17 protein-coding genes are annotated in these 25,897 nt (G+C 62.4%); 4 read left to right on the forward strand and 13 right to left on the reverse strand.

Features of this window, described 5'->3' with window-relative positions; all coding sequences use genetic code 11:
• Positions 1–12: 12 nt before the first annotated feature.
• Positions 13–1,101, reverse strand: a complete 1,089-nt coding sequence (locus PZ897_RS03560) for a hypothetical protein (RefSeq protein ID WP_275750006.1) — start codon at positions 1,099–1,101, stop codon at positions 13–15.
• 176 nt (positions 1,102–1,277) lie between these two features.
• Positions 1,278–1,607: a metalloregulator ArsR/SmtB family transcription factor gene (locus PZ897_RS03565; protein WP_275750007.1), complete on the reverse strand. Its 330-nt coding sequence runs from the start codon at positions 1,605–1,607 to the stop codon at positions 1,278–1,280.
• 119 nt (positions 1,608–1,726) lie between these two features.
• Here PZ897_RS03565 and PZ897_RS03570 point away from each other — a divergent pair, with 119 nt between their 5' ends.
• Both PZ897_RS03570 and PZ897_RS03575 read left to right on the forward strand, forming a co-directional pair.
• Positions 1,727–2,635 (forward strand): uracil-DNA glycosylase, encoded by a 909-nt coding sequence (locus PZ897_RS03570; RefSeq protein ID WP_275750008.1) that lies wholly within the window; start codon positions 1,727–1,729, stop codon positions 2,633–2,635.
• A 179-nt stretch (positions 2,636–2,814) separates the two neighbouring features.
• Complete coding sequence (locus PZ897_RS03575) at positions 2,815–4,095, forward strand: MFS transporter (RefSeq protein ID WP_275750009.1); 1,281 nt, start codon at positions 2,815–2,817, stop codon at positions 4,093–4,095.
• Between the two features lie 43 nt (positions 4,096–4,138).
• Here PZ897_RS03575 and PZ897_RS03580 read toward each other — a convergent pair whose 3' ends face one another.
• From PZ897_RS03580 to PZ897_RS03595, 4 genes are all read right to left on the reverse strand, one after another.
• Positions 4,139–4,552 carry a universal stress protein gene (locus tag PZ897_RS03580; protein ID WP_275750010.1) on the reverse strand — a complete coding sequence of 138 codons (414 nt, stop codon included), beginning with the start codon at positions 4,550–4,552 and terminating at the stop codon, positions 4,139–4,141.
• 366 nt (positions 4,553–4,918) lie between these two features.
• Positions 4,919–5,470, reverse strand: coding sequence for a hypothetical protein (locus PZ897_RS03585; protein WP_275750011.1), 552 nt, complete (start codon positions 5,468–5,470; stop codon positions 4,919–4,921).
• A 187-nt stretch (positions 5,471–5,657) separates the two neighbouring features.
• A complete protein-coding gene (locus tag PZ897_RS03590; protein ID WP_275750012.1) occupies positions 5,658–6,569 on the reverse strand; it encodes a DMT family transporter in 912 nt (303 codons plus the stop codon).
• Between the two features lie 300 nt (positions 6,570–6,869).
• Entirely contained in the window at positions 6,870–9,167 is a 2,298-nt protein-coding gene (locus PZ897_RS03595) for a xanthine dehydrogenase family protein molybdopterin-binding subunit (protein ID WP_275750014.1), read from the reverse strand.
• A gap of 294 nt (positions 9,168–9,461) precedes the next feature.
• Here PZ897_RS03595 and pepN point away from each other — a divergent pair, with 294 nt between their 5' ends.
• Both pepN and PZ897_RS03605 read left to right on the forward strand, forming a co-directional pair.
• Entirely contained in the window at positions 9,462–12,104 is a 2,643-nt protein-coding gene (gene pepN, locus PZ897_RS03600; RefSeq protein ID WP_275750015.1) for an aminopeptidase N, read from the forward strand.
• 289 nt (positions 12,105–12,393) lie between these two features.
• The gene (locus PZ897_RS03605; protein ID WP_275750017.1) at positions 12,394–14,739 is read left to right on the forward strand and encodes a PAS domain-containing sensor histidine kinase; all 2,346 of its coding nucleotides are present in this window, start codon (positions 12,394–12,396) and stop codon (positions 14,737–14,739) included.
• Positions 14,740–14,963: 224 nt separating this feature from the next.
• Here PZ897_RS03605 and PZ897_RS03610 read toward each other — a convergent pair whose 3' ends face one another.
• The 7 genes from PZ897_RS03610 to PZ897_RS03640 all read right to left on the reverse strand — a co-directional run bounded on the left by PZ897_RS03610 (position 14,964) and on the right by PZ897_RS03640 (position 25,897).
• On the reverse strand, positions 14,964–17,990 hold the full coding sequence (locus PZ897_RS03610; protein WP_275750018.1) for a bifunctional [glutamine synthetase] adenylyltransferase/[glutamine synthetase]-adenylyl-L-tyrosine phosphorylase: 3,027 nt from the start codon (positions 17,988–17,990) through the stop codon (positions 14,964–14,966).
• Entirely contained in the window at positions 17,987–19,390 is a 1,404-nt protein-coding gene (locus PZ897_RS03615; protein WP_275750020.1) for a HAMP domain-containing sensor histidine kinase, read from the reverse strand. Before PZ897_RS03615 ends, PZ897_RS03610 begins: the two co-directional genes overlap by 4 nt.
• 52 nt (positions 19,391–19,442) lie before the next feature.
• Complete coding sequence (locus PZ897_RS03620; RefSeq protein WP_275750022.1) at positions 19,443–20,120, reverse strand: response regulator transcription factor; 678 nt, start codon at positions 20,118–20,120, stop codon at positions 19,443–19,445.
• 249 nt (positions 20,121–20,369) lie between these two features.
• Entirely contained in the window at positions 20,370–21,938 is a 1,569-nt protein-coding gene (locus PZ897_RS03625; protein WP_275750024.1) for a Do family serine endopeptidase, read from the reverse strand.
• Between the two features lie 212 nt (positions 21,939–22,150).
• Positions 22,151–23,380 carry a bifunctional alpha/beta hydrolase/OsmC family protein gene (locus tag PZ897_RS03630; protein WP_275750025.1) on the reverse strand — a complete coding sequence of 410 codons (1,230 nt, stop codon included), beginning with the start codon at positions 23,378–23,380 and terminating at the stop codon, positions 22,151–22,153.
• Between the two features lie 49 nt (positions 23,381–23,429).
• Positions 23,430–23,912, reverse strand: coding sequence for a cytochrome c-type biogenesis protein (locus PZ897_RS03635; protein WP_275750134.1), 483 nt, complete (start codon positions 23,910–23,912; stop codon positions 23,430–23,432).
• A gap of 2 nt (positions 23,913–23,914) precedes the next feature.
• Positions 23,915–25,897, reverse strand: coding sequence for a heme lyase CcmF/NrfE family subunit (locus PZ897_RS03640; protein WP_275750027.1), 1,983 nt, complete (start codon positions 25,895–25,897; stop codon positions 23,915–23,917).

The raw sequence follows: 25,897 nt of genomic DNA on the forward strand, positions 1-25,897 counted from the left end.
CGGTTCCCTGCATCAGACCAGGATCACCGGGGCCAGTCCGCCGCCGGGGGTGCGGAAATTCGTGGTCTGGCCCGAATACATCCGCGCCACGGCAAACAGCGGCTTTCCGGCATAGGCGTAGAGCCGGACATCATATTTCAGCCGGGCCGGCACACCGTCCACCAGCAGGCCGCGATCGGCGGGCGGCACAAAATCCTGGGCGACGTAATCCCCTTCCAGGATGTTCTTCCATACCTGCCTTGTCAGTTTGCTGCCGCGGTAGGCCGCGCGGCTTCCATAGCCGCCCGAAGGTTTGAAAAACAATGTCTTGCGCGCTTTCCAGGTGGCTTCGGGTTCGATGGCGCCCACCGGCTGCGTTTGCGGAATCATGGCGCGGAGAGCCGCAGGCACTGCACCGGGCTGGCCCTCGACACCCCCCAGCAACATCAGGTTGCGCTTGTCGGCATAGAGCGCATGGTGGCGCGGCGAGGGTGAGATGACTGCAGCATCATCGCGATAGGCCTGGCGCAACGCCCGACTGGAATCGGCTTCAAGCTGAAAATCGGTGAGACGGTTGTAGACCATGTCGATGATCTCATTGCCGTGCCACAACCGTCCGTCGCGGCAGTCGAGCGCCAACGGATCGACAATTCTAGTGCGAATGCCGCGTGCCGTGAGCAGTTCCGCCGCCAGCAGCATATCCGGATAGAGGTACTGGTTTTCGGGATTGTCATCGACGATGGCAACGGTGCGCAGCGGGTCACCCGGCCTGAGCGTGTTCCATTCATCCAGAAACATCGACACCAGCCTGTCATCGAGGCCGGGTTCGGCGAAATCCGGCCGGTTTGCTGCGCCGGGCAGGCAGTCAGAGCCGACACCGGCAAATTGCTTGGCGAGGAACGCCGCACCGGCGTTGGTGTTGATTTCAATCAGCCGCGGACCATCTGATGAGACATGGAAGTCAAACCCCATCAGCACACTGCGACTGGCGCGCTGGCGCGTCAGGTCGATGCCCGGATTGCGGGCCTGGATGGCCGCCTCATAGGGCGCGGAGGCCGTGCTCTGGGCGACCGCTTCCACCAACTGCGCCATTTGCTGATAGTCGGCGCGGGAGAGAAACACGGCGGTGCCGGCATATAGCCCTGGCCGGTCTTGCAAAAGACCCGCAAGCTGCGGATCGCCGCTGCCGGATGCAACCCGGAGACGAAGCTGGTCTGGGTCCAATGGCAGGCAATGGCATGAGCTGTTGATCGCTTCGACCGGCGTCGCGCCGCAGCAAGCTGCCTGATTTGCCTGGCTCAACATTCGCAGGCCCGCTGCACGGTCCGGCGCAGACCCTCATGGCCGCCACAGCAATCGTGCATGATGAACGCGAACAGCGCGCCCAGCGTGTCGTACTGGGCACAATAGATCATCTGCTTTCCCTCACGGCGGACCCGGACCAGCCCGGCATCGGCCATCAGTTGCAACTGGGCGGACACGGTTTTGAGCTTCTGTCCGGTCGTTCCGGCCAAGGTGCCGACCGATGAGCCCTGTTCACCGGCCTGCACCAGCGTCTGGAGCAACGACACGCGCCCTTCATGGGCCAGAACCGCGAGAATCTTGACGGCAATGTCTGTCTTCATCATTCCTTTATTCCATGGAATGTTAGAATGATCAAGGGCGACGAACTGCCGGGCTTGCAGGGCATCGGAGTTGCGCCAATCCGCCTCTTCCCCCGCTCCCCGCCATCGGATAGAAACACCCTATGGCAAACTTGACGCTTGAGATGGGTACGGCGGAGCTGGCAGCGCTTCTGCATTTCTACGCCGACAGCGGCGTCGGAGACCTGTGTGAAGACATGCCGGTCGACCGGTTCGTGCAATCAGCCGAGATCCTTCAGTCGCGGGCCCGGACCCGGCAACAGACGGCCACGGGTGCGCCGGTTGCAGCCGGCCAGCCGTCCGGCCACGCCCCATCTCAACCGGCAGCCAGCGCCGGGCGCAAGGCCGCGCCGCAGCCGATTGCACCGGCGCCGCAGGCCTCGCAGCTGACCATTCCCGGGGAAGCCGCGTTCGAGGATGCACGCAGGCTCGCCGCCGGCGCCCAATCGATCCCGGAGTTGCGCGCCGCACTCGACGGCTTTACCGGCTGCAATTTGCGCCACAGCGCCAAGACACTGGTGTTCGCCGACGGCAATCCCGATGCGGACGTGATGTTCATCGGCGAAGCGCCGGGCCGCGAGGAAGACATTCAGGGCGCGCCTTTTGTCGGCCGTGCGGGGCAATTGTTCGACCGCATGCTTGAAGCCATCGGCCTTGACCGGGACCATGCCTATGTCACCAACATGATTCCCTGGCGACCTCCGGGCAACCGCACGCCGGCAGTGCATGAAATCGAGTTGTGCCGGCCGTTCATCGAACGTCACATTGCGCTGGCTCAGCCGAAGATCGTGGTGATGCTGGGCAACATCGCCAGCAAATCGCTGCTGGGCTCCGACAAGGGCATCCTGTCCCTGCGCGGCACCTGGATGGACTACACAGCGGGCCTTGAGCCGATCCCGGCGCTGCCCACCCTGCATCCGGCCTATCTGCTGCGCAATCCCGTGCAGAAGCGGCTGGCCTGGGCCGATCTGCTGTCGCTGCAGGTGCGGCTGGACCGGCTCAAGACCGGTTGAACAAGCTCGGTCTCGGCGCCCGAGATGACGGATTTATTTTGCCAACGTCGCAATCGGGCCTTCCTGTCGCAATCCGAGATGAGAGGGTCTACCGAAGAATCGCAATCGCAATCGAACCTGCCTGATCCGGAGGGATTACCGGACTGGCGGGTTGAAAACCGTTGGCAGGAAAAGCCGCCATGATCCAGTCCGTTCGATCGGTGGCATCGCTGCTGCTGTCAACCTTTTTCCTGCTGACCGCGATGGGACTGTCGGGTTATCTGATCCCGATCAGGGCCGTGGCCGAGGGCTGGTCGACATTTGCCATTTCCCTGATCGCGACCGGGTATGCCATTGCGTTCACTGCCAGTTGCATCATCACGCCGAGACTGGTGCTCAAGGTTGGTCATGTGCGGGTGTTTGGCGCGCTCACGACAATCATGGCCATGTCGTATCTGCTGCACTCGCTGATCGTCCATCCCGGCGTCTGGGTGCTGACCCGCGCCATGGCCGGATTCTCGATCGCTGGCGGTTACATGATCATCGAAAGCTGGCTCAACGAAAAGGTCAGCAACGAAAACCGCGGAGCGCTGTTTTCGGTCTATATGGTGGTGAGCATGTCGGCGGTGATGATCGGGCAATACATCGTGCCCTTCGGCAATCCGATTGGGCCGACCCTGTTTATCGTCTGCACGCTGATCTGCTCGATGGCGGTGATGCCGACGCTGTTGTCGAGCGCACAATCGCCGCAGCCCCTGACCCAGGTGAAGTTCGATGTTCCTGCGCTTTACCGGCGTTCGCCAGCAGCGGTGATCGGGACCTTGCTGGCAGGCGTGATCGCCAGCGCCTGGGGCGGATTGGGGCCGGTTTATGCCACGCAACTGGGGCTTTCGACCCTCGAGGGCGCTTCAATGCTGGCCGTTGCCATGGTCGGCGGCGCAATTTTCCAGTATCCGCTGGGGCGCGCCTCGGACCGGATGGATCGCCGCAAGGTGATGATTTTCGCCGGCTTCGTCGGCATCATCGCCTGTTCGATCACCTTGACCTTCGGTGTGGACAACAGGATCATCTTCTTTGCCAGCATGCTGTTTTTGGGAACGGTGCTGTTTCCGATCTATTCGCTCAATGTCGCGCACGCGAACGATCACGCCCACGCGGATGAATTTGTGGAAGTGTCCAGCGGCCTGATGATCACCTATGGCGTCGCCACCATGATCGGCCCGCTGATCACCGGTGTTGCCATGGACCGGTTCGGGCCGCATGCCCTGTTCGTTGTTGTTGCCCTCTGCTTTGCCGTCTACGCCGGACATGCGGCCTGGCGGATCAGCCGCCGCCAGCAAGCGCCGGAGGAAACCCGGTCCGACTTCCTGGCGATGGCGGTGATGCGCGACCAGACCCCGCAGAGCGCCGAGCTCGACCCGCGGTCCGATCCGGCCTATGGCGACCACACCGAGGAAAAGGACGAGGAAACCGAGGCCTGATCGGTTGCCTGGTGATCCGTCTCTGCCAGCCTTGCGCGCTCAGTCAGCGAACGACGAAGACCGAGATGCCCAGATGGGTGACAAGATAACCGGCATTTGAGCCGAAGAAATGGTCCCTGAAGGCTGGAACATGCGACGCCATCACCACCAGGTCGATGCCGCCCTCCTTGGCCGCCTGTTGCAGGCGCACGTCGAGATCAACGGCGGGATCATGCGAGGTCAGGGCCATCGGCTCGAAGGCGACGCCACGCTTGTCTGTCTGATCCCGGGCAAATTCGGCAAGCCGCGCCTGATACTCTGCCGGATTGTGCACGCCATGCCCAGGTGCGGTGCTGATCACGCCGGCAACGGTCAGCGAAGCATTGTAGAGCCGCGCAAGATCAGCCGCAGCCGCCAGCGCCTTGTCGAGTTTGTCGGCGTGATCAAGATCCACCGGTACCATGATGCGCTTGAACATCGCGAAGTCCTCCTCAAAATCCGCCGAGACCCGGTTCGGCAAGCCGGTTGCCCCGGAAATGGGACCACCTGATCATCAAACCGGAGAAAGCGCCAGCACGCCTTGATCATGGTCAAACGAGGGATGTTTGGAGCATGTGCAGGCGAGCCGGTGGAGCGCGACTGCAATCTCGTCGCTGCGGCGCGCCTGACTGGCGCCGGATCAGGCCCAAGGCCGCGGACGTCCTCGCGGCTGGCCGACGCCGGGACAACCGTGCTCGGGGTGCCGATTAGACCGCGACCGGAACTCGCAGAACAGGCAACTGGACCTGACCCCGATTAACCCCGGACGATGCAGGGTCAGCTGCACAGTCCGGAGCACGGTGGTTCAATCGATCAGGGTTAGCACGCAACTTGCGTTGTACTGGTTCCACGACAACAAGCCGAAGACAACCTGGGTGTCGACGCCGGCCCAATTCGCGTATTCGCCGTCAGTGAAATAGCAAGCCCACGAGTTGTTGACATGCTGGACCACGTTGTCGGCGTCCTGTCCCCATGTATCCCCCAGCGAGGCACGCCAGTTGCGAAGGGTGTTGTTGTAGTAGAAGAGGAATTCGCGCGAGGCGGTTCGACCGGTACCGTCCCAATCATACATCCCGATGCGCACTTGGCACCCGTCTCCGTCGCCGCAAAGTTTCTCTACAACGGCGGTTGGAACAGGAATGGTGCTGCCCCGGCTGCTCTTGGGGGCAAAAAACGTTTGCCGCCCCGGCTCCACGGCCTCTGTCATCTTCATGAATTCGATGTCGGATTCTGAGGTGGACAAAGCCCCCGCCTCCTGCATGACCCGCGGAGGATCGATTTGCTGTGCATGGCTCGCACCAGCATTCAAAAGCGACACCGCAGACACCAATATCGTGAAAAATCCAAGATTTCTCATCGGACATTCCTTTCTCTGTGTTGGTTCTAGAAGTCAGGCATCATGTGCGGTACCGCCCACAAACACTACCTTAAGGTGTCCTATTTGTAAATTGCAACTTATAATAATATTGGCCGCATCCAGATCTCCCCTGCCGGGACGTCCCAGCCGGGTGCTGCGATGAGACAGCCTTGACGCTGCGGAATGTTCAGCCCTGTGGCGTGACCAGCCTGCGCTGCGCCCTGCGCTCAAGTCCGAGCGCATGCTCGCGAAGAATGACGAACACCCCTGCCCCGACCACAATGGCGGTACCGGCCAGCATGCTCGAGGTCGGCACATCGCCAAAGACGAAATAGCCGAACACAATGCCGAGCACGATCGATGTGTATTCGAACGGCGCAATGGTCGAGACATCGGCATGACGGTAACTCTGGGTCAGCAGGATCTGCCCGAGGCCGCCGCAAAACCCTGCCAGTGCCATCAGTCCAAGGGTTTTCCAATCCGGCACGACCCAGCCAAACGGCAGGGACGCCAATGAGAGCAGCGTTGCAGTCAACGAAAAATACAACACGATGGTCGGAGTTTTTTCTGTCAGCACCAGTTTGCGCACAAGGATCATCGCCGTGGCGCCGAAGGCAGCGGACGCCAGCACCGCCAGTGCGCCGAGCGCCTCGCCGGAGCCGAAACCGTCACTGAACAGGCTCAGCCGCGGCCAGGTGATGATCAGCACGCCGCCCAGGCCAACGGCCACCGCCGACCAGCGGAAGATCCGGACCGTCTCGCCCAGAAACAGCGCTGCAAACACCACGGTGAGCAGCGGCATCGCATAGCCGATGGCGATCGCGTCGGGCAAAGGCAGCCGCATAATGCCATAAAAGCCGAGCCCCATGGCCATGACACCGACCAGACCACGCCGGACATGCGAAAGCGGACTTGGCGTGCGCCAGGCGGTGTCGAGTTGACCGCGCAGCAGCAGATAGACCAGAATCGGCACGATGGCGAAGGCGGAGCGGAAGAACACGATCTGACCGGCCGGGATACCGTCGCCCGACGCCTTGATCAGCGTCGACATGGTGACGAAGACGGCCACCGACGTCACCTTGAGCAGGATTCCAATCATCGGCGAAGCGGCGGACCCGATGGCGGATGGCGTCGTTTTGTGCTGTTTTGCTTCTGTTGCCGGGGATCGGGTCGCCGGGGATTGGGTCGCGGGGGTTTCGGATGCTGGAGTTTCTGTCACCTGAATTCTTTCACAACCGGAACGGCATATTGGGCAAGGCCGCCCGAGCCTGGTGGGAGGACTGAGCGCGCGGCACAGCGCCGTCCACCATAGCCTGATGATGGATCCTCGTCTGATCTATAATGCTGATGATCATTTTCCATTGCGCTGATGAACCATGCCCAAAGTCTTCGCCCCAGATCATGAGTTGAGAGCTTCCCAGATCCGCTGCGGCGACGCCGGCATTTCGATGTGACGAACCCCTCGGGCGCGGTCAAGCGCATCGATCAGCGCGTTGGCCACGGCCGGACAGGAACCGATGGTGGCTGCTTCGCCCGCACCCTTGATCCCCATGACGTTGGTGGTCGAAGGCACGTTGCGGGTCTCAAAGTCGAAGAACGGGACGGTGTCGGCGCGCGGCACGGCGTAGTCCATGAAGCTCGCGGTCAGCAACTGCCCGCCCTCGGAGTAGATCACACCTTCCGTGAGACACTGGCCGATGCCCTGCACAACGCCACCATGGATCTGGCCCAGCAACAGAACCGGGTTCACGGTGACGCCGAAATCATCCACAATCGTGTACCGGACGATCTCGACCGCACCGGTCTCGGGATCAATTTCGACCTCGCAGACATGGGTGCCGTTGGGATAGGTTGCCTCGTCCTGCACCACATCGGCCTTGCCGGTGCGGTCCGCTTCGGACCTGGCGGCGCGGGCGATGTCGGCATAGCTGACAAACCGGTCGGTGCCGACGATGCGGGCGGAGCCATCGACCAGCTCGATATCGGCAGCAGAGGCTTCCAGCTCATCGGCGGCCAGCTTCTTCATCTTGTCGGACAGCTCTTCGGCAGCCGCCGACACGGAGACGCCGCCGAGCGGGATCGAGCGCGATCCGCCGGTGCCGCCGCCTTCTGCCAGGTCGGCGGTGTCGCCCTGGCGCACCCTAATCCTGTCGAAATCAATACCGATCCGGTCGGCGACGAACTGGCTGTAGGCGGTGGCGTGACCCTGGCCATTGGTCTGGGTGCCGATGTAAAGGGTGACGCCGCCATCGGCGTCCAGCGTCAGCTTTGCAGGCTCCGAGCCGGCGAAGGCGCAGGCCTCGATGTAGACCGCAGTGCCCAGGCCGCGAACCTTGCCGTGCAATCCAGCCTCGGCGGCGCGGCCGGAAAAGCCTGCCGCATCGGCCTTGTCCAGGGCGCGGGTCATGTGGCCGTCAAACTCGCCGACATCATAGGTGCGGCCACCGGGTGTCCTGTAGGGAAACTGTTCCGGACGGATGAAATTTCGCCGCCGCAACTCAGCCACCGGCAGACCGGTTTCGCGCGCCGCCGCATCGATCAGCCGCTCGATCAGGAATGCCGCCTCGGGACGGCCCGCGCCACGATAGGCGTCAACCGGCGTGGTGTGGGTGTAAACCCCGCGCAGTTTGAAATCGAGGTTCCGGATGTCGTAGACACCGGTGGCCATGGAGCCGCCAAACACCGGGATGAAGGGCGCGAACTGACTGAGATAGCCACCCATGTTGGCGAGCAGGTCGATTTTCAGACCCAGAATCCTTCCGTCGCTGTTCAAGGCAAGCGATGCACTGACCTTGTTGTCGCGGCCATGTGCGTCGGCAAGGAAATGTTCGGTGCGGTCGGCCACCCATTTGACCGGACGGCCAAGCCGGCGCGCAGCCTCCAGCGACAGCGGGTATTCCCGGTAATTGAACGCCTTGGTGCCAAACCCGCCGCCGACATCGCCGGTCTTTACCCGGAAATCCTCGAGGTCCATGCAAAAGACGTCGGTGGCCAGGGTCTTGCGGATGCCGTGCACGCCTTGTGAACCGACCGTCAGGGTGAATTTTTCGGCCTCGGCGTCCCATTGCGCCAGACAGGCACGGGTTTCCATGTAGTTGGAAACCAACCGGTTGTTGAGAAAATCGATGCTGGTGACGTGGTCGGCTGCCGCGAATGCCTCTGCGGTCGCCTCGCTGTCGCCGACCCGGTACAGGAAGGCCTGGTTGGTGCCCAGATCCGGCCAGACCAGCGGCCTGCCCTCGTCCAGAGCCGTGGCCAGATCGGCGTGCGCCGCCTCGATCTGCCAGTCGATGTCGATGAGTTCGGCGGCCTCCTGGGCCTGGGACAGCGTGTCGGCAACGATGAACGCCACCGCATCACCGACATGGCGAACCTGGCCATCACACAACAGCGGGATATGCTTGAGCGCATGACGCGTTCCATCCGGCTGTTTGAGCGCGACCTGGCACGTCACCGGGCCGAGATGGGTGAGGTCCTGTGCGGTCAGCACCAGATGCACGCCATCGGCGGCGCGCGCCGCACCCAGATCCCTGAACTGAAAGCGCGCGGCGGCATGGGCCGAGCGCACAACAAAACCGTGCAACTCTGCCTCTGCGCGGACATCGTCGGTAAACGACCCCTCGCCCATAACCAGCTTGCGGTCTTCCTTGCGCAACGCAGACGCGCCCACGCCGAATTTAGGTGTCACCATGTTCATATGAGCTCTCGATGATGAGTTGGTGGCCTTTGCCGCACGCGCGACTCCTGCCCCATACTTATCGCCGCCGCCGCAATTGTCGAGAGAAAGCGCGAAAATCGGCCTCATTGCCTGCCGGCGACCACGTTTGGTGGCCAGGTTCAGCAGGATTCAGCAGCTTCCAGAAATATATTTTTCTGGGATTCGTCACACCCCGGCGCCGCGCATCGCGCAGCGGTTTTCTTAACTTCGTGTCAGGAACCATCATGATAGCGTCCCGCCGGGGCAATGAAAAATCGCGGGGACACAGATCATATGCGGACTGATACCGGACAAGTTTACAAGCTCACGGATTACAAGCCTACCGACTTTGTGGTCGAGCGGATTGATCTGACTTTCGAACTTGATCCGAAGCAGACGAAAGTTGTTTCCCGCGTCATCTTGCACCGCCGCGAAGGTGTGGATGCCCATGCCGAACTTGTGCTCGACGGCGACGAGCTCAGCCTCGACAGCCTGCAACTCGACGGCAATGACATTGATCCCTCGTTGTACGAGACCACACCGGAAAGCCTGATCATTCGCGGCCTGCCCGACAGCGGCCCGTTCGAGATCACGGTGAGCACGACGCTGTCGCCCGAATCCAACACCCAGCTGATGGGGCTCTATCGCACCAACGGAGTCTACTGCACCCAATGCGAGGCCGAAGGCTTCCGCCGCATTACCTATTTTTACGACCGGCCCGATGTGCTGGCGGTCTATACGGTCACCATCATCGCCCGCAAGGACGATGCCAAATACCTTCTGTCGAACGGCAATTTCCTCGGCGGCGGCAATTATGACGAAGACCGGCATTTTGCCGCCTGGTTCGATCCGCACCCCAAGCCCTCCTATCTTTTCGCGCTTGTCGGCGGAGATCTCGGGCTGATCGAGGACAGCTTCACCACCATGAGCGGGCGCGAGGTGGCGCTGAAGATCTATGTCGAGCACGGCAAGGAAGGCCGCGCCGGCTACGCCATGGATGCGCTCAAGCGGTCCATGAAGTGGGATGAGGACGTCTATGGCCGGGAATATGATCTCGACATTTTCCAGATCGTCGCTGTCTCCGATTTCAACATGGGCGCCATGGAGAACAAGGGACTGAATGTCTTCAACGACAAATACGTGCTTGCCGATCCGGAAACCGCCACCGACGCCGATTATGCCAACATCGAAGCCATCATCGCGCATGAATATTTTCACAACTGGACCGGCAACCGCATCACCTGCCGTGACTGGTTTCAACTGTGCCTGAAGGAAGGTCTGACGGTCTACCGCGACCACGCCTTTTCGGCCGACCAACGCTCCGCCCCGGTCAAGCGCATTGCCGAAATCCGGCTTTTGAAAGCGCATCAGTTTCCCGAGGATGCCGGCCCGCTTGCGCATCCGGTTCGTCCAGAAACCTATCGTGAAATCAACAACTTCTACACAGCGACGGTGTATGAAAAAGGGTCCGAGGTGGTCCGCATGATCCGCACCGTGCTGGGCGCGGATGATTTTCGCAAGGGGATGGATCTGTATTTCGAACGGCATGACGGCGACGCCGCGACAATCGAGGATTTCCTCGCCTGCTTCGTCGAAGCCAGCGGCCGCGATCTCAAGCAGTTTGCCCTGTGGTACAGCCAGGCCGGCACGCCCTCGGTCTCGGTGTCCACCGACTGGAACGAAACCAGCCGCACATTCAAGGTGTTTCTGGAGCAGTCGCTCGCACCAACACCGGGGCAATCGCGCAAGGCGCCGATGCATATCCCTCTGGCCTATGGCCTGATCCTGCCGGACGGCAGCGAGTTCGAGGGACAGCCGGACGGCGCCGTTGCCACCGATGGCGTCTTCCACCTGACCAAGCGCAAACAGAGCTACAGCTTTACCGACGTCTGCGGGCGCCCGGTGCTGTCGATCAACCGGGGCTTCTCGGCGCCGGTCAACATCGCCATGGAGCAGAGCGCGGACGACCTTGTCCATATCGCCCGCCATGACAGCGACGGGGTATCGCGATGGCAGGCACTCAACGAACAGGCAACCCGGCATCTGGTCACCGCATCCAAGCTTGCCCGCGACGGGCGCAATCTTCCCTCGGCCTCGGAGCTGGCCGGCATTCTCGTCGACACCGCTGCTGACGAAAGCCTCGAACCGGCTTTCCGCGCCCAGGCACTGAGCCTGCCGAGCGAAAGCGACATTGCCCGCGAGATCGGCTCCAACATCGATCCCGACGCCATCCACGCCGCGCGGCAGGCGGTGATGTCGGAGATCGCCGCCGCCGGGCTCGACATCTTCACCGATCTGGCCGGTCGCGCGCCGGCCGGGCCCTACAGACCCGATGCGGAGAGTGCGGGCCTGCGTGCACTGGCCGGAACCGCGCTGAGCTATGCCTTGATGGCCGAAGGCCAGCCAGATCGCGCCAAGGCCGCCTTCGATGCGGCCGACAACATGACTGTCCTGTCGCAGGCGCTCCAGGTGCTGACACATCATTTTCCCGCGTCACAGGACGCGAAAGAAGCACTTGCCACGTTCAAAGCCCGGTTTGAGACCGACCCGCTGGCGATGGACAAATGGTATTCCCTGCAGGCCACGGTGCCGGGCGCGCAAACACTCGCTTGCGTCGAGAGCCTGCTCAACAGCCGGGAATTCGACCGCAGCAACCCAAATCGCATACGTGCGCTGATCGGCGCCTTCTCGGCCGGCAATCCGACCGGTTTCAACGCTGCGGATGGCGCCGGTTACCGGCTGCTGGCGAGCGAAGTGATTGACATCGACAGGCGCAATCCGCAACTGGCGGCGCGGCTGCTGACCGCCATGCGGTCGTGGCGGTCGCTGGAGGCGGAACGGCAGGAGCAATCCCGTCTGGCGCTGGTTTCGATCCGCGCGGCCAACAATCTTTCGCCCGATGTCAGCGATATCGTCGATCGAATGCTGGCAAGCTGACCATCGGGGCTTTTTTCCGGTTGCTTCTGGACACCTGCATCACGCAGCGCGCTGGCGCGGCCGAAGCGGCGGCGTGTTCGCCATGCCAAAGCGGTGATTTGCCCCTGATAATTCCCCGCAAGTCGAATTGCCGAAATCACAGAGCGACTCGAATCTGAGAAAAACTCAACAAATTCAGCTCATTATGAAATGTTAACTTTTACCACTGGACAAGCAGAATCACCTTTGATTCATTAGGCTAGATTCGAAGATGCGGTAGTTCGGATCCCAACGGGGAAATACAGAATTCATGACGGATGCGCAGCAATTTTCTGCGGCCGAAGGGTCGAGCCATGCTCTCAAGCATGAGGTGAAGCGGACGCCGGGCAGAGCCTTGTCGGGCCATGCCAAGCTGTTTGCGCAGCCAGCTTACGCGCGCTTGATCGGAGCGGAACCGTTTCTCAAGCGCCTGATCCCGATCCTCATCGTTGCCTTTCTGGTGGTGGTGGCGGCTGCCCGCTACATGAACATCAGTGATGGCCAGGACCGGCTGAAGCAAGCCGCCGAGCATATCACCGCGCTGTCGCTGGCTGCCGCAAGCGCAACCCTTGCAGCGGATCTGACGCCGGTGCGGCAAGCCTTGCGCTGGGAAACCGAAGCGCGGCTCAATCGGGTGATCAGCGCCATGCCAGACACCGCTGGCCGCTCCGTTCTGGTCGTCGGGGAGGACAACCGGGTGTTTGCCGCCACTGCGGGCGGACGCCATCTCGTCGGCCGGGCGATCACGGACCTGGTGTCGGAGTCCTCGCCACTTTGGTTGTTCGGCGACCGTGCAGGTGTCCAGAGCCTCGATTTCAGCGGCACCCCGGTGCTCGCGGCGATGAAGCGCCTGCCCGACGGCGCCGGCGCGGTCCTTTCGCTCACGCCAATGTCGGAGATGAACGCAGCCTGGCGGCAATCGGTGTCCGTCAACGTGACCCTGTTCATCGCCACATCGTCGATTCTGCTGGTCATTCTTTACGCCTATTTCAGCCAGGCCGGCCGGGCTCAGGAGGCCGATGAGATCTATCTCGAAAGCCACCGCCGCGTCGACATGGCGCTGTCGCGCGGACGCTGCGGCCTGTGGGACTGGGACATGGCGCGGGGACGTCTGTACTGGTCCAGCTCGATGTATGAAATCCTCGGGCTGAAGCCGCGTGACAGTGTGATTTCCTTTGGCGAGGCGGCGCATCTGATCCATCCCGACGATGGCGACCTCTACGAGATTGCCCAGAAGGTCGCGAGCGGGGAAATCAAGCAGGTCGATCACCTGTTCCGCATGCGCCACGCCGAGGGACATTACGTCTGGATGCGGGCGCGCGCCCAGGTGGTCGATCCGGCATCGCCGCAGACCCATCTGATCGGTATCGCCATGGATGTCACCGAGCAGCACAGGCTGCAACAGCGTACCGTGGAGGCCGACCAGCGCCTGTTCGATGCCATTGAAAGCACCTCGGAGGCTTTCGTGCTGTGGGACCGCGACGACCGGCTGGTGCTGTGGAACAAGCATTACCAGGAAATTCACGGTCTCCCAGCCGACATTCTGGCGCCCGGAACCGCGCGCGAGATGGTCGAGGCGGCCGCCACCCGTCCGGTGGTGGAGCGGCGTCTTGCGGTGCCCTGTTCAAAAGGCCTGGCACAGACCTACGAGGTGCAACTGGGCGATGGCCGCTGGCTGCAGATCAATGAACGCCAGACCCGGGACGGCGGCCAGGTTTCGGTGGGAACCGACATCACGCCCCTCAAGCGCAACCAGGAGCGTCTGCGCGACAGCGAAAAACGCCTGATGGCGACCATTGGTGACCTGACCTCGTCCCAGGCGGAACTCAAGCGCAAGGCCGCCGAACTGTCCAAACTCAATCTGGACTACCAGATCGAATCCGAGCGCGCCGAAGCCGCAAGCAAAGCAAAATCCGAATTTCTGGCCAATATGAGCCATGAACTGAGAACGCCGCTCAATGCCATCATCGGCTTTTCCGAAGTGTTGCAGGCCCGCATGTTCGGTCCGCTGGGCTCTGACAAATACGAGGAATACGCCGACGACATCCACAATTCCGGCATTCACCTGCTGACGGTGATCAACGATATTCTCGACATGGCCAAGATCGAGGCAGGACAGCTCCATATCGACCGCGAAAACGTTGATCTGGGACCGCTGCTTGAGGAAACCCTGCGGCTTGTGGCAATCCAGGCCGAGAGCAAGGGGATCGAGGTTGAGCAAAGCATCTCGCCGCGGTTGTCACTTCCCGCCGATCGCCGGGCCATGAAGCAAATCCTGCTCAACCTGTTGTCGAATGCGGTCAAGTTCACCGGACCCGGTGGCCGGATCATGGTTCGTGCCCGCAAGGTCTCCCGCGCCGTGACGTTGACCATCGAAGACACCGGCATCGGCATCCCCAAGGCGATGCTGAGCCGCATCGGCCAGCCTTTCGAACAGGTGCAGACCCAGTTCTCCAAATCGACGGGAGGCTCCGGCCTCGGTCTGGCGATCTCGCGCAGCCTGGCCGAACTGCATGGCGGAGCGATGAAGGTGAGATCGAAGGAAGGCGTCGGCACCATTGTCAGTGTCCGGATTCCGATTGACGGCAGCGAAAACGAAGCCATCGCTGCGGAATAGACGTCCTGCCGGCGCTGGTTCGGCCACGAGCGGATTCCGCTCGGATGCCGGGCCTTCGCAATGCGCTTGAGCCGCGGGCGCAAACCAGGTTGTCCATGACGCACGCTTGGCAGAATTGCGCCCGACAGCACGAGGAGCACACCACGCCCAGGCCGATGCAACGGTTGATGGCGAAAATGACCGGTCCATCAAAGCGCAGACGTGGCCGTCACCGGCGTCCGACTCTAGCTGGTCACCTTTTTGAAAATCGCCCTCACCCGCTTTGCCGTGGCTTTGAAATCGGCTTCGAGGCTCGCCAGATCCGGCGCGTCGCCGGCCCGGGTGACAAGATCGATCAGTCCGGCCGGCGACTCCCTGGGCGCGAACCCGCCTTCCGCACACAGCCGCACGATCTGCGCGTGGCCGCTCCACAGCGCCAGCGCCCGGCGCAACTCCTCCGTCGCCTCATCGCCCAGCGCATCGGGGCCGAGGGCTTTCAAGGTCGCATCCGTATTGGTGCATTCGCTGCGTTCGAACGCGGGAATGACCGGAGCCGTTTCGGCAACGCTGAGCAAACCGGCAGCGCCATCGTCCTCCGGCGCCGGCAGCCAGCCATCGGCGCGGGCCTTGAGCGAAAGATACTGCGCCAGAAATTCGATATCGATGAGACCGCCGGGGATGAGCTTGACGTCCCAGATATCGTGCGGCGGCTTTTCCTGTTCGATCAATTGGCGCATTTCGACCAGATCGGCGAGCAGCGTGGCCTCGTCGCGCGGCTTTGCCAGAACCGCATCGATCAACGCCCGGGCTTCAAGACGCAGGCTGTCTTCGCCGGCGACCGTGCGGGCGCGGGTCAGCGCCATGTGTTCCCAGGTCCAGGCTTCCTCGACCTGGTATTTCAGGAAGGCGCGGATCGACGTCGCCACCGGACCCTTGTTGCCTGATGGGCGCAACCGCAGGTCCACCTGATAGAGAATGCCTTCCGCGGTGGGCGCTGACAGCGCAGCCACCAGCCGTTGGGTCATGCGGGTGTAATAGCGCACCGGATCGAGCGGCTTGAGGCCATCCGATTCCTCGGCTGCAGGATCGTGATCGTAGAGCAGGATGATATCGATGTCGGAGCCGGCGGTCAGCTCGTAGCTGCCGAGCTTGCCCATGCCGAGCACGGCAACACGGCCGCCGGGCACCTTGCCGTGGGCGTCTTTCATTTCCGCACGCACCGCCTCAAGCGCCGCAGCGATGATCAGATCGGCAAGATGGGAGAAGCTGCGCGCGGCGCGTTCCGGAGCGATCGCGCCGGTCAGCAGGCGCACACCGATGAGGAATTTCTGCTCCAGCGCCACAATCCGGAGCCGGTCGAGAATTTCCTCATAGGCCTGCGCCCCTTCGAGGAACCCGCCAAGCCGTTCGGACAGGTAATCGCGCGTCGGCAACTCCGCCATCAAGCCCGGGTCCAGCATGCCGTCGAAGACATGCGGTTTGCGGGCGATGATTTCGGCCAGCCTTGGCGCCGAGGCCATGATCGTCACCATCAGCGACATCAGTCCGGAATTGTTGCCAAGCAGCGAGAACAGCTGGATACCGGCGGGAAGACCGGAAATGAAGGCATCGAACCTGAACAGCGCCTCGTCCGCGCGCTTGGTGGCGCCGAAAACCCGAAGCAGTTCCGGCGTAAGCTCGGTCAGGCGCTCCCGGGCCTCCACCGACTGGGTGGCGCGGTAGCGGCCATAATGCCAGGTGCGGATGGTTCGCGATATGTCGGACGGACGCTCAAACCCCAGTTCCGACAAGGTCTTGAGCGTGCCGGGATCATCATCTTCTCCGGTGAACACCAGATTGCCGATGCCGCCCGACAGTCCCTGCTCCTTCTCGAACAACTCCGCATAGCATTGCTCGACACGGGCAAGCACGGCGACATAGGTCCGGCCGAAGCTTTGGGTGTCGGCCTCGCCCATCATGAGAGCAACGCGGGCAAGCTCTGCCTCGCTTTCAGGCAAGGTGTGGCTTTGTTCGTCCCGCACCATCTGGATGCGGTGCTCGACGTCACGCAGATACCAGTAGCTCTCGGCAAGTGTCCTGGCCGTCGCCGGGTCGATCCAGCGGGCGCGCGCCAGCGCCACCAGCATCTCGTCGGTACGTCTGAGCCGCAACCGCGGCATCCGCCCGCCGGCGATCAATTGCTGGGTCTGGACAAAGAATTCGATCTCGCGAATGCCGCCGCGGCCGAGCTTGACGTTGTGGCCCTTGACCGCAATGTCGCCGAAGCCGCGATGCGCATGGATTTGCCGCTTGATCGAATGAATATCCGAAATGGCGGCGAAATCGAGATATTTGCGGAAGACGAAAGGCACCAGCTCCTTGAGGAAGCGCTTACCGGCGGCCAGATCGCCGGCCACCGGACGGGCCTTGATATAGGCGGCACGCTCCCAGTTCTGACCGCGGCTTTCATAGTAATTCACCGCCGATTCGACCGGAAAGGCCAGCGGCGTCGAACCGGGATCGGGTCTCAGCCGCAGATCGGTCCGGAACACATAGCCGTCGCCGGTGCGCTCCTGCATGATCCTGACCAGACGCCGGACCATGCGGGCGAACACATCGGTCGCCTCGTCGCGGTCATTGACCACACCGGCTTCGGGCTCGAAAAACACGACGATGTCGATATCGGACGAGTAGTTGAGCTCATGGGCGCCATGTTTGCCCATGCCCAGCACAATCAGGCCCGATGCCGTGGAGGGCGCCTCGGGGTCCGGCAAAGTGAGCTTTCCGGCCTCATGGCCGGCGCGCAGCAGGTGATCGAAAGCCGCACCCAGCGTCGCATCCGCCAGATCGCTGAGCGCCTCCGTGGTCTGTCTGGCATCCGTCAACCGGGCCAGATCGTGCAACGCCAGGGTCAGGGAAACGCGCCGCTTGGCCTTGCGCAAATCGCGCATCAGTTCGGCTTCGCTGGCGAGAGCGGCGTCGCCATTGCGCCAGCCGGCGCGAGCCTCCGCGATGGTTTTGGCCACCAGCACGGGAGCGGTGGTGGTCAGCGCCAGCGACAGCGAAACCGGATCGGCGAGCGCGATTTCACGCAGATAGGGCGACAGCGCCAGCGCCGCCAGCAGAAAGTCCCGGCCGGCACTGTCCTTTGCCAGCACGGCGGCGATGGCCGGATGATCAGCGGCAAGCGGTTTGAGATCAGCGGCCACCGATTTGGCGGCGGTCTGTGACGGCGCGCGAATCGGATTCTTTTCCAGATCGGTCAGCAGTCCGGTATCAGCGGTGTCAGTCATGAGCCCCCCGGCAGCACCATGATCGCGGCAAGGCCGGGATTGTCCCCGGCCTCGGAAACCGCATCATCCAGCGTCAGACGCCCACCATGCAGCGCCGCCACCGCCTGAACAAGGCTCAATCCCAGCCCAGTCCCGGGTTTCGACCGGCTTTCATCGAGCCGCACGAACCGCTGCACCACATCCTCGCGCCGGGCGGCGGGGATGCCCCGGCCATTGTCTGCGACCGCCAGACGCAACTCTCCGGCCTGACGGGCCAGCGTAATGATGATCTCGGGATCAGGACCATCGCCGGCATATTTGATGGCGTTGTCGATGAGGTTCGACAGCGCCTGGGACAGCAATTCGCGATTGCCGCGGATCGAGATACCCGGCGCAATCCTTGCCGTGAGTTTGACGCCCTGCTCCTCGGCGACCGGCTCATAGAGTTCAACGGCATCCTGCGCCAGCCCGGAGAGGTCGACATCGCTCATCTGCGCCGTTGACGATCCGGCCTCGACCCGGCTGATCATCAGCAACGCATTGAAGGTGCGGATCAGTTGATCGCTGTCGGCGATCATCTGCTCAAGCGCCTGCTGATGCGATTCCGGGCCGCCATCCGCCGCCAGGGCAGCTTCGGCACGATTGCGCAGCCGCGTCAGCGGCGTCTTGAGATCGTGCGCGATGTTGTCGGACACTTGCCGTAGGCCTTCGTTGAGCCGTTCGATCCGGCCCAGCATGGTGTTGAGCGACAGGCTCAGACGATCAAATTCGTCGCCGGAGCCATTGACCGGCAGGCGTTGGGAAAGGTCGCCGGCAAGGATCTTCTCGCTGGCTGCGGACATGTGGTCGATGCGCTTGAGCGCCCGCCGGCCGACAAAGAACCAGATCGCCAGCGCGCCCGCGAACATGATCGCCAGGGCCATGACCAGCGCCTGACGCACCAGTCCGCGCACCTGCTCCCGTTCGCCGATATCGCGGCCGACCATCAGCCGCATGCCATTGGGCAGAAAAACCACCTGCGCCAGGGCCCGGTGATTTTCATTCGCACTCTCACCGATGCGCTGATAGTGGAACGGCTCCGCACTCCAGCCCTCGGCATCAAGCACGCCCGGCTGCAAGGCGGCAATGTTGCCGGCGATCAGCTCACCCGTTGGCACGGCAATGGCGTACAGATTGGCGCCGGGCTGGCGCGAGCGCCGCTCGATGACGCGGACCAGTCCGGCCACGCCGCCGCCGCGATAGGCACCGGCGACAATGCGCAACTCGCTGGCAATGGCCGTCTGGGTGCGGTCACGCTGCATGCCTTCGGAAATGGCGGTGACATAGAACACCAGCACGATGGCACAAAGCGCGAAGAGGCCGAGATAGAGGGCCGACAGCCGGACTGCGGTCGTCGACAGCATGGCGCGCAGCCTGATCATCGGCGGGCGCAGCCTGCGGCCAACAGAACACTTCGCGTTGATCGCACGACCCTCAACCTCCGGCCTTCATCATATAGCCCGCGCCGCGCACGGTGCGCAGCAGAGATTCGCCAAAATCCTTCTCAATCTTCGAGCGCAGTCGTGAAATGTGAACATCGATGACATTGGTCTGCGGGTCGAAATGATAGTCCCAGACGTGCTCGAGCAGCATGGTGCGGGTGACCACTTGGCCGGCGTTCTTCATCAGATATTCGAGCAAGCGGTATTCGCGCGGCTGCAGCGCAATCTGCTGGCCGGCACGGCGGACTTCATGGCTCAGGCGGTCCAGTTCGAGATCGCCGACCCGGTAGGTGGTTTCCTGTTCGCGCCCGCCCTTGCGGCGGCCCAGAACTTCGATCCGGGCAAGAAGCTCGGAAAACGCATAGGGCTTGGTCAGGTAGTCGTCGCCGCCAGCGCGCAGGCCGGTCACCCGGTCGTCGACCTGCCCCAGTGCCGACAGGATCAGCGCCGGCGTATCGTCGCCATTGCCGCGCAATTCGCTGATGATCGACAGTCCGTCGCGCTTGGGCAGCATGCGGTCAACGACCAGCGCATCATAGCTGTTCTCGGAGGCGAGGAAATACCCCGAGTCCCCATCGCTGGCGTGATCAACGGTAATGCCGGCCTCGCGAAAGGCCTTGGACAGATAGGCAGCGGTTTCCAGATCGTCTTCAATGATGAGAATCTTCATGGCGCAATCCTAATCCATGTCTCGTTCAAATTGAATCATTTGAACGAAAACGTATATGCCTTGATTCAAAGAGATACGTGTTCCTTGCGCTTCCCGATTGGATGCGTGGCGCTGTAAGGCGCTTTGTGTCTCAATGGAACCGCCGGAAAATCAGACAAAAAAACGCGGCGGGCATGTGGGGCGGCCCGCCGCGTTTTGGCCTCCGGCCCCGCGTCACCGCGGGACCGGATGCAAACGGATCGGAGCCAATCAGCCCTGATCGATGGGCAGAGCGACAAAGCGCGACCGGTTCTCGTTTTCAACCTGGAACAGAGCGGCTTTGCGGCCATCCTTGGCAGCCGCATCAATGATGCTGACGACGTCGGCGGCTTTGGACACATCCTGATTGTTGACGGCGAGAATGACATCGCCGGCGCGCAGGCCGCGTTCTTCAGCCGCACTGTCAGGCGCCACGGACGTGATGACAAGACCGGCTCCGGTTTCGGCAGGAACCACGGTCAGGCCAAAGCTGTCGAGAGTGGCTTCGGCCTGCGGCTCGGAAGGTGTCGTTTCGTCACCCGGTGTCAGCGCGGCCATGTCCGTGGGAAGCGACCCCAGCTCGACCTTCACGGTTTCGCTCTTGCCGTCGCGCCAGACCGTGATGTTAACGGCCTTGCCCGGATCCATGGCGGCGATCTTCTTGGCCAGGTCCCGCGGATCCTTGACCTTGTCCCCATCGACAGCGGTGACCACATCGCCGGCCTTGATGCCGGCCTTTTCGGCAGGTGCATCCTTCTGCGGATCAGTGACCAGCGCGCCTTCCTCGGCGGCAAGGCCAAGCGACTCGGCGATGTCGGCGGTGACAGGCTGGATCTGAACACCAAGCCAGCCGCGCTCGACCGAACCGCTCTTGATCAGGTCATCAATGACGGCCCGGGCGGTCGTGGCCGGAATGGCGAAAGCGATGCCGACATTGCCGCCCGACGGCGAGAAGATCGCCGTGTTGATGCCGATCACTTCACCCGACAGATTGAAGGTCGGTCCACCCGAGTTTCCGCGGTTGACGGCCGCATCAACCTGGATGAAATCGTCATAGGGTCCGGCGCCAATATCGCGGCCACGAGCCGAGACAATTCCCGCAGTGACAGTTCCGCCGAGACCGAACGGGTTGCCGACTGCAACAACCCAGTCACCGACACGGATCTTGGAATCATCGGCAAAGTCCACATAGGTGAACTTGCGCGCTTCCTCGACCTTGAGAACGGCCAGGTCGGTGCGGGGGTCGCGGCCAATCAGCTTGGCATCAAGCTCGGACCCATCGTCCATGATAACGGTGAAGGACGCGCCATCTTCGATCACATGATTGTTGGTGACCAGCAGGCCATCTTCGGAGATGAAGAAGCCCGATCCCTGGCTGACAGGACGCACCCGTCCAGGACGGCGCTTGCCTTCCGGCCCACGGCGATCCCGTTCAGTCCGACGGTCACCGTCGGGACGGCTCTTGTCGCCAAAGCCGCGGCTGAACTGGTCAAAAAAGCGCTTCATCGGATGATCGTCGGGGAGATCCTCGAACCCCCTGCCGTTGAAATCGAAACCAAAACGGCCGTCGTCGGAAACCGGCTTGACCTCGGCCTGCACACGCACAGACACGACAGCCGGAGAGACTGCTTCAACCACATCGGCGAAACTCGGAGCCTGCGGCGCTTCAACCCGGACTGCGTCAGCAAACGCACCGGAGATCGGCGCAGGCACACCGGTGGCAAGCAGGGCAGCGGCAACGCCGGCGATCGCGGTCGTACCCAGAAAGCCCTTGGAAAATTTGCGTGGTGTCTTCGACATGTATCAACCTCTTGTTTTGCATCTCAGCCGGAGATCCGGCTCTTGGATGATACAGATAGGCGCTTAGCGGTTACGACAAGCTTTCCGGATCATTAAACCTTTGTAATGTTTGCCGCCTTGCCTTCGCCACAATGGCTGGGCGCGCTTTGTTGAGCGCCCGCGATGCACCGACAAAGTTCCCGCATGTGGCGCGGCCTGACCACCCGGACCGTCTACCGAACAGTGGTCACGACCTTCGCACCTTGTTCAAGCGTGCGGTGGACCGGACATTTTCCGGCGATCTCCGCTATCTTGTCGGCAAGCCCTTCCGGCGTGCCGCCATCAATCGAAATGACCCGCTCGAACCGATCGATCTTGCCGCCTTTACCGCGCTCGTCATCGGTGCATTCCAGACAGTCCGCCGCATGCACCTTGCCGTGGCGCACCGTGACGGTGACCAGACCGAGTTCGATCTTCTTGAACCGAACATACATGCGCAGCGTCATCGCAGTGCAGGCGCCAAGCGCTGCTGCCATCAGGTCATAGGGAGAAGGGCCGGTGTCAGCGCCACCGACATCGGCGGGCTCGTCGGCGAGGAATCTGTGCGGCCCGGCCTGCACCGAGACCTGAAACTTGCCCTGCCCGGTCTCGCCGACAACCACGTCCTCGACGTCCTCGCCATCCACGCGCGGCGTCTCGCGCGCCAGATAGCGCGACGCCCAGGAGGCGATCACGCCGGCGACATAATTGGCATCGGCGGGGTCGGTCAGCAGGTGATCGGCGCCATCAAGCGAGACAAAGCTCTTGGGGTGTTTGGCGGCTGTGAAGATCGCCGAGGCATTGTCGATGCCGACGGTTGCATCACGCGGCGCATGCAGCACCAGCAACGGCTTTTTCATCCGCCCGATCCGGTCGGCCAGGCGGGTGGCGTTGAGATCGTCGATGAACTGGCGCTGGAGCGTGAAAGTGCGGCCACCCAGATTGACTTCGGCTTCACCCTTGGCCGTGATCTCGTCGACCTTGCCGCCGAAATGCTCAATCACATGGCTGGCCTCCGACGGTGCCGCCAGCGTGACAACGGCTTTCACCGAAGCGAGTTGGCCAGCAATGGAAAGCACCGCCGCTCCGCCCAGAGAATGGCCGATCAGGATCTCCGGCGCGCTGTAATGCACCTCCAGCCATTCGGCCGCGGCGCGCAAATCCTCGACATTGGAGGAAAAATTGGTCGAGGCGAATTCACCGTCGCTGGACCCCAGTCCGGTGAAATCAAACCGCATCACCGCAATTCCGGCACGCGCCAGTTCTCCCGAAATCCGCTTGGCTGCGAGCGTGTCCTTGGAACAGGTGAAGCAATGGGCAAACAGCGCCCAGGCGCGAATTGCGCCCGCCGGCAGATCAAGCCTCGCGGCCAGTCTTGCACCGGAATGGCCGTCGAAGTCCGCCCTAACTGTGTGTGCCGTCATGTCGTACCCCTTTTTCTCCACATCCACTGGTCAGATCGGGGCAACTCTATCAGGCCTGGCGATCACGGTCCTTCAACAGTTTCGCGAGCTCGGCTTGTTCGGCATCTGTCAGTCCGCCCGCATCGGCGACAGAGACGCTGTTGGAGCGGCCGCGTGCACCAATCACCATAGCTGTCGCGCCCAACAGCAACACCAGCACAGGTGCGCCCCACAAGAGCAGCGTCAGCGCGGTAAATCGCGGCTTGAGAAGCACGAATTCGCCATAGCGCGAGACCACATAATCGATCACGTCCTGATCGCTGTCGCCGGCGACCAGCCGTTCGCGCACCAGAAGTCTGAGATCGCGGGCAAGCTCGGCATTGGAATCGTCGATCGACTGGTTCTGGCAAACCAGGCAGCGGAATTCGAGCGACAGGCTGCGCGCCCGCGCCTCAAGCGCGGGATCGTCCAGCACCTCGTCCGGATTGACCGCAGCGGCCGGCCCGACAACGGCCAGCATCAACAGCATGGCAACGAACGCCTGACGCAGCAGACTCACGCCGCCACCCCTGCAGGTTTTCTGGCCCGCGCCCGGTTGGGGGCACCGACGCGCAAGCGCCGGTCGGACAGCGACAGGATGCCGCCCAACACCATCAAGATGGTGCCGTACCAGATGAAGGTCACCCAGGATTTCCACCAGATCCGCACCACCAGCCCGCCATCGGCTTCAGGCTCGCCGAGCGAGATATAGAGCTGGCTGGCGCCGAAGGTGAGAATGCCCGCCTCGGTCGTGGGCATCCCGCGCGCCTGATAGAACCGCTTCGACGAGGAAATCTCGGTCACCTCGACGCCGCCGCGCGAGACGGTGAACACACCCGTCTGGGCAGTGAAATTGGGGCCCTGCTCGTCGCGAAGTCCTTCAAAGCGCAACTCATAGCCGCTGGCGTTGGCGATATCGCCGGGCTTCATGCCGATCACGGTCTCGGTTGAAAACACGCTTGCCGCGACAACGCCGATCATCGTGACACCGAGCCCCATATGGCCGAGCGCCGATCCGAAGGCCGAGCGCGGCAGACCGATCAGCCGGTGCCAGGCGATGCCCGGCTCGACCCGGCCAATACCGGCACGCAGGGCCAGATCGGTGATCGCGCCGACAATGAGGAAAACCCCCAGCGCAATCCCGAGTCCTGCCAGCACCGGAGCCCCGGTCTTGAGGAAGACAACGCCAAGTCCAACCAGCAGCGCAATGCCGGTGGCAAAGTAAAGCCTCTGGGCGGCTCCGGCCAGATCGCCGCGCTTCCAGGCCAGCAACGGCCCGAACGGCACTGCCAGCAACAGCGGTATCATCAGCGGTCCGAAGGTCAGATTGAAGAACGGCGGGCCGACGGAAATCTTGGTGCCGGTGAGGGACTCAAGCACCAGCGGGTACAGCGTGCCGATCAGCACGGTTGCGGCGGCCGTGGTTAGGAACAGATTGTTGAGCACCAGCGCGCCTTCGCGCGAGATTGGCGCAAACATGCCGCCGGCTTTCAGGGTTCCGGCCCTGAGACCGAACAGCGCCAGCGCGCCGCCGATGAAAATCACCAGGATGCCGAGGATGAACACGCCGCGTGTGGGATCAGTGGCAAAGGCATGCACCGAAGTCAGCACGCCGGAGCGGACCAGGAATGTGCCGAGCAGCGAGAACGAGAAGGTCAGGATGGCAAGCAGCACGGTCCAGATTTTCAGCGCCTCGCGCTTTTCCATCACCAACGCCGAATGCAGCAGTGCCGTGCCCACCAGCCAGGGCATGAAGGAGGCGTTCTCGACCGGATCCCAGAACCACCATCCGCCCCAGCCGAGCTCGTAATAAGCCCAGTAGCTGCCCATCGAAATGCCGGCGGTGAGGAAGATCCAGGCTGTCAGTGTCCACGGCCGCACCCACCGGGCCCAGGCAGCGTCAATGCGGCCTTCGATCAGCGCGGCGATGGCAAAGGCAAACGAGATCGAAAAGCCGACATAGCCGAGATAGAGCAGCGGCGGATGAATGGCGAGACCAATGTCCTGCAGGATCGGGTTGAGATCATTGCCTTCCAGCGGCGCCGGATCGAGGCGCAGAAACGGATTGGAGGTGCGCAGCACGAAGAGCAGGAACGCCACCGTGATCCAGGCCTGCACCGACAACACATTGGCCTTGAGCGTGTCGGGCAGATTGCGGCCAAACAGCGCCACCAATGCGGAAAACAGCGTCAGGATCAGGATCCAGAGCAGCATCGAGCCCTCGTGATTGCCCCACACGCCGGTGACCTTGTAGAGTAACGGCTTGAGCGAGTGCGAGTTCTCGACCACATTGCGGACCGAGAAATCCGACGTCACATAGGCATGAGTGAGCGCGCTGAACGCAATAGCCACCAGCATCAGCGACGTCACTGCGGCCATCGGACCGACAGCCATCAGACCAGCATCGCGGCGGCGCGCGCCGATGAATGGCACCACCGATTGAACCACCGCTGTCGCCAGCGCGAGAATAAGGGCAAAGTGGCCGAGTTCAGTGATCAT

The organism is Hoeflea sp. YIM 152468, from assembly GCF_029210485.1.
Taxonomy (GTDB): domain Bacteria; phylum Pseudomonadota; class Alphaproteobacteria; order Rhizobiales; family Rhizobiaceae; genus Hoeflea.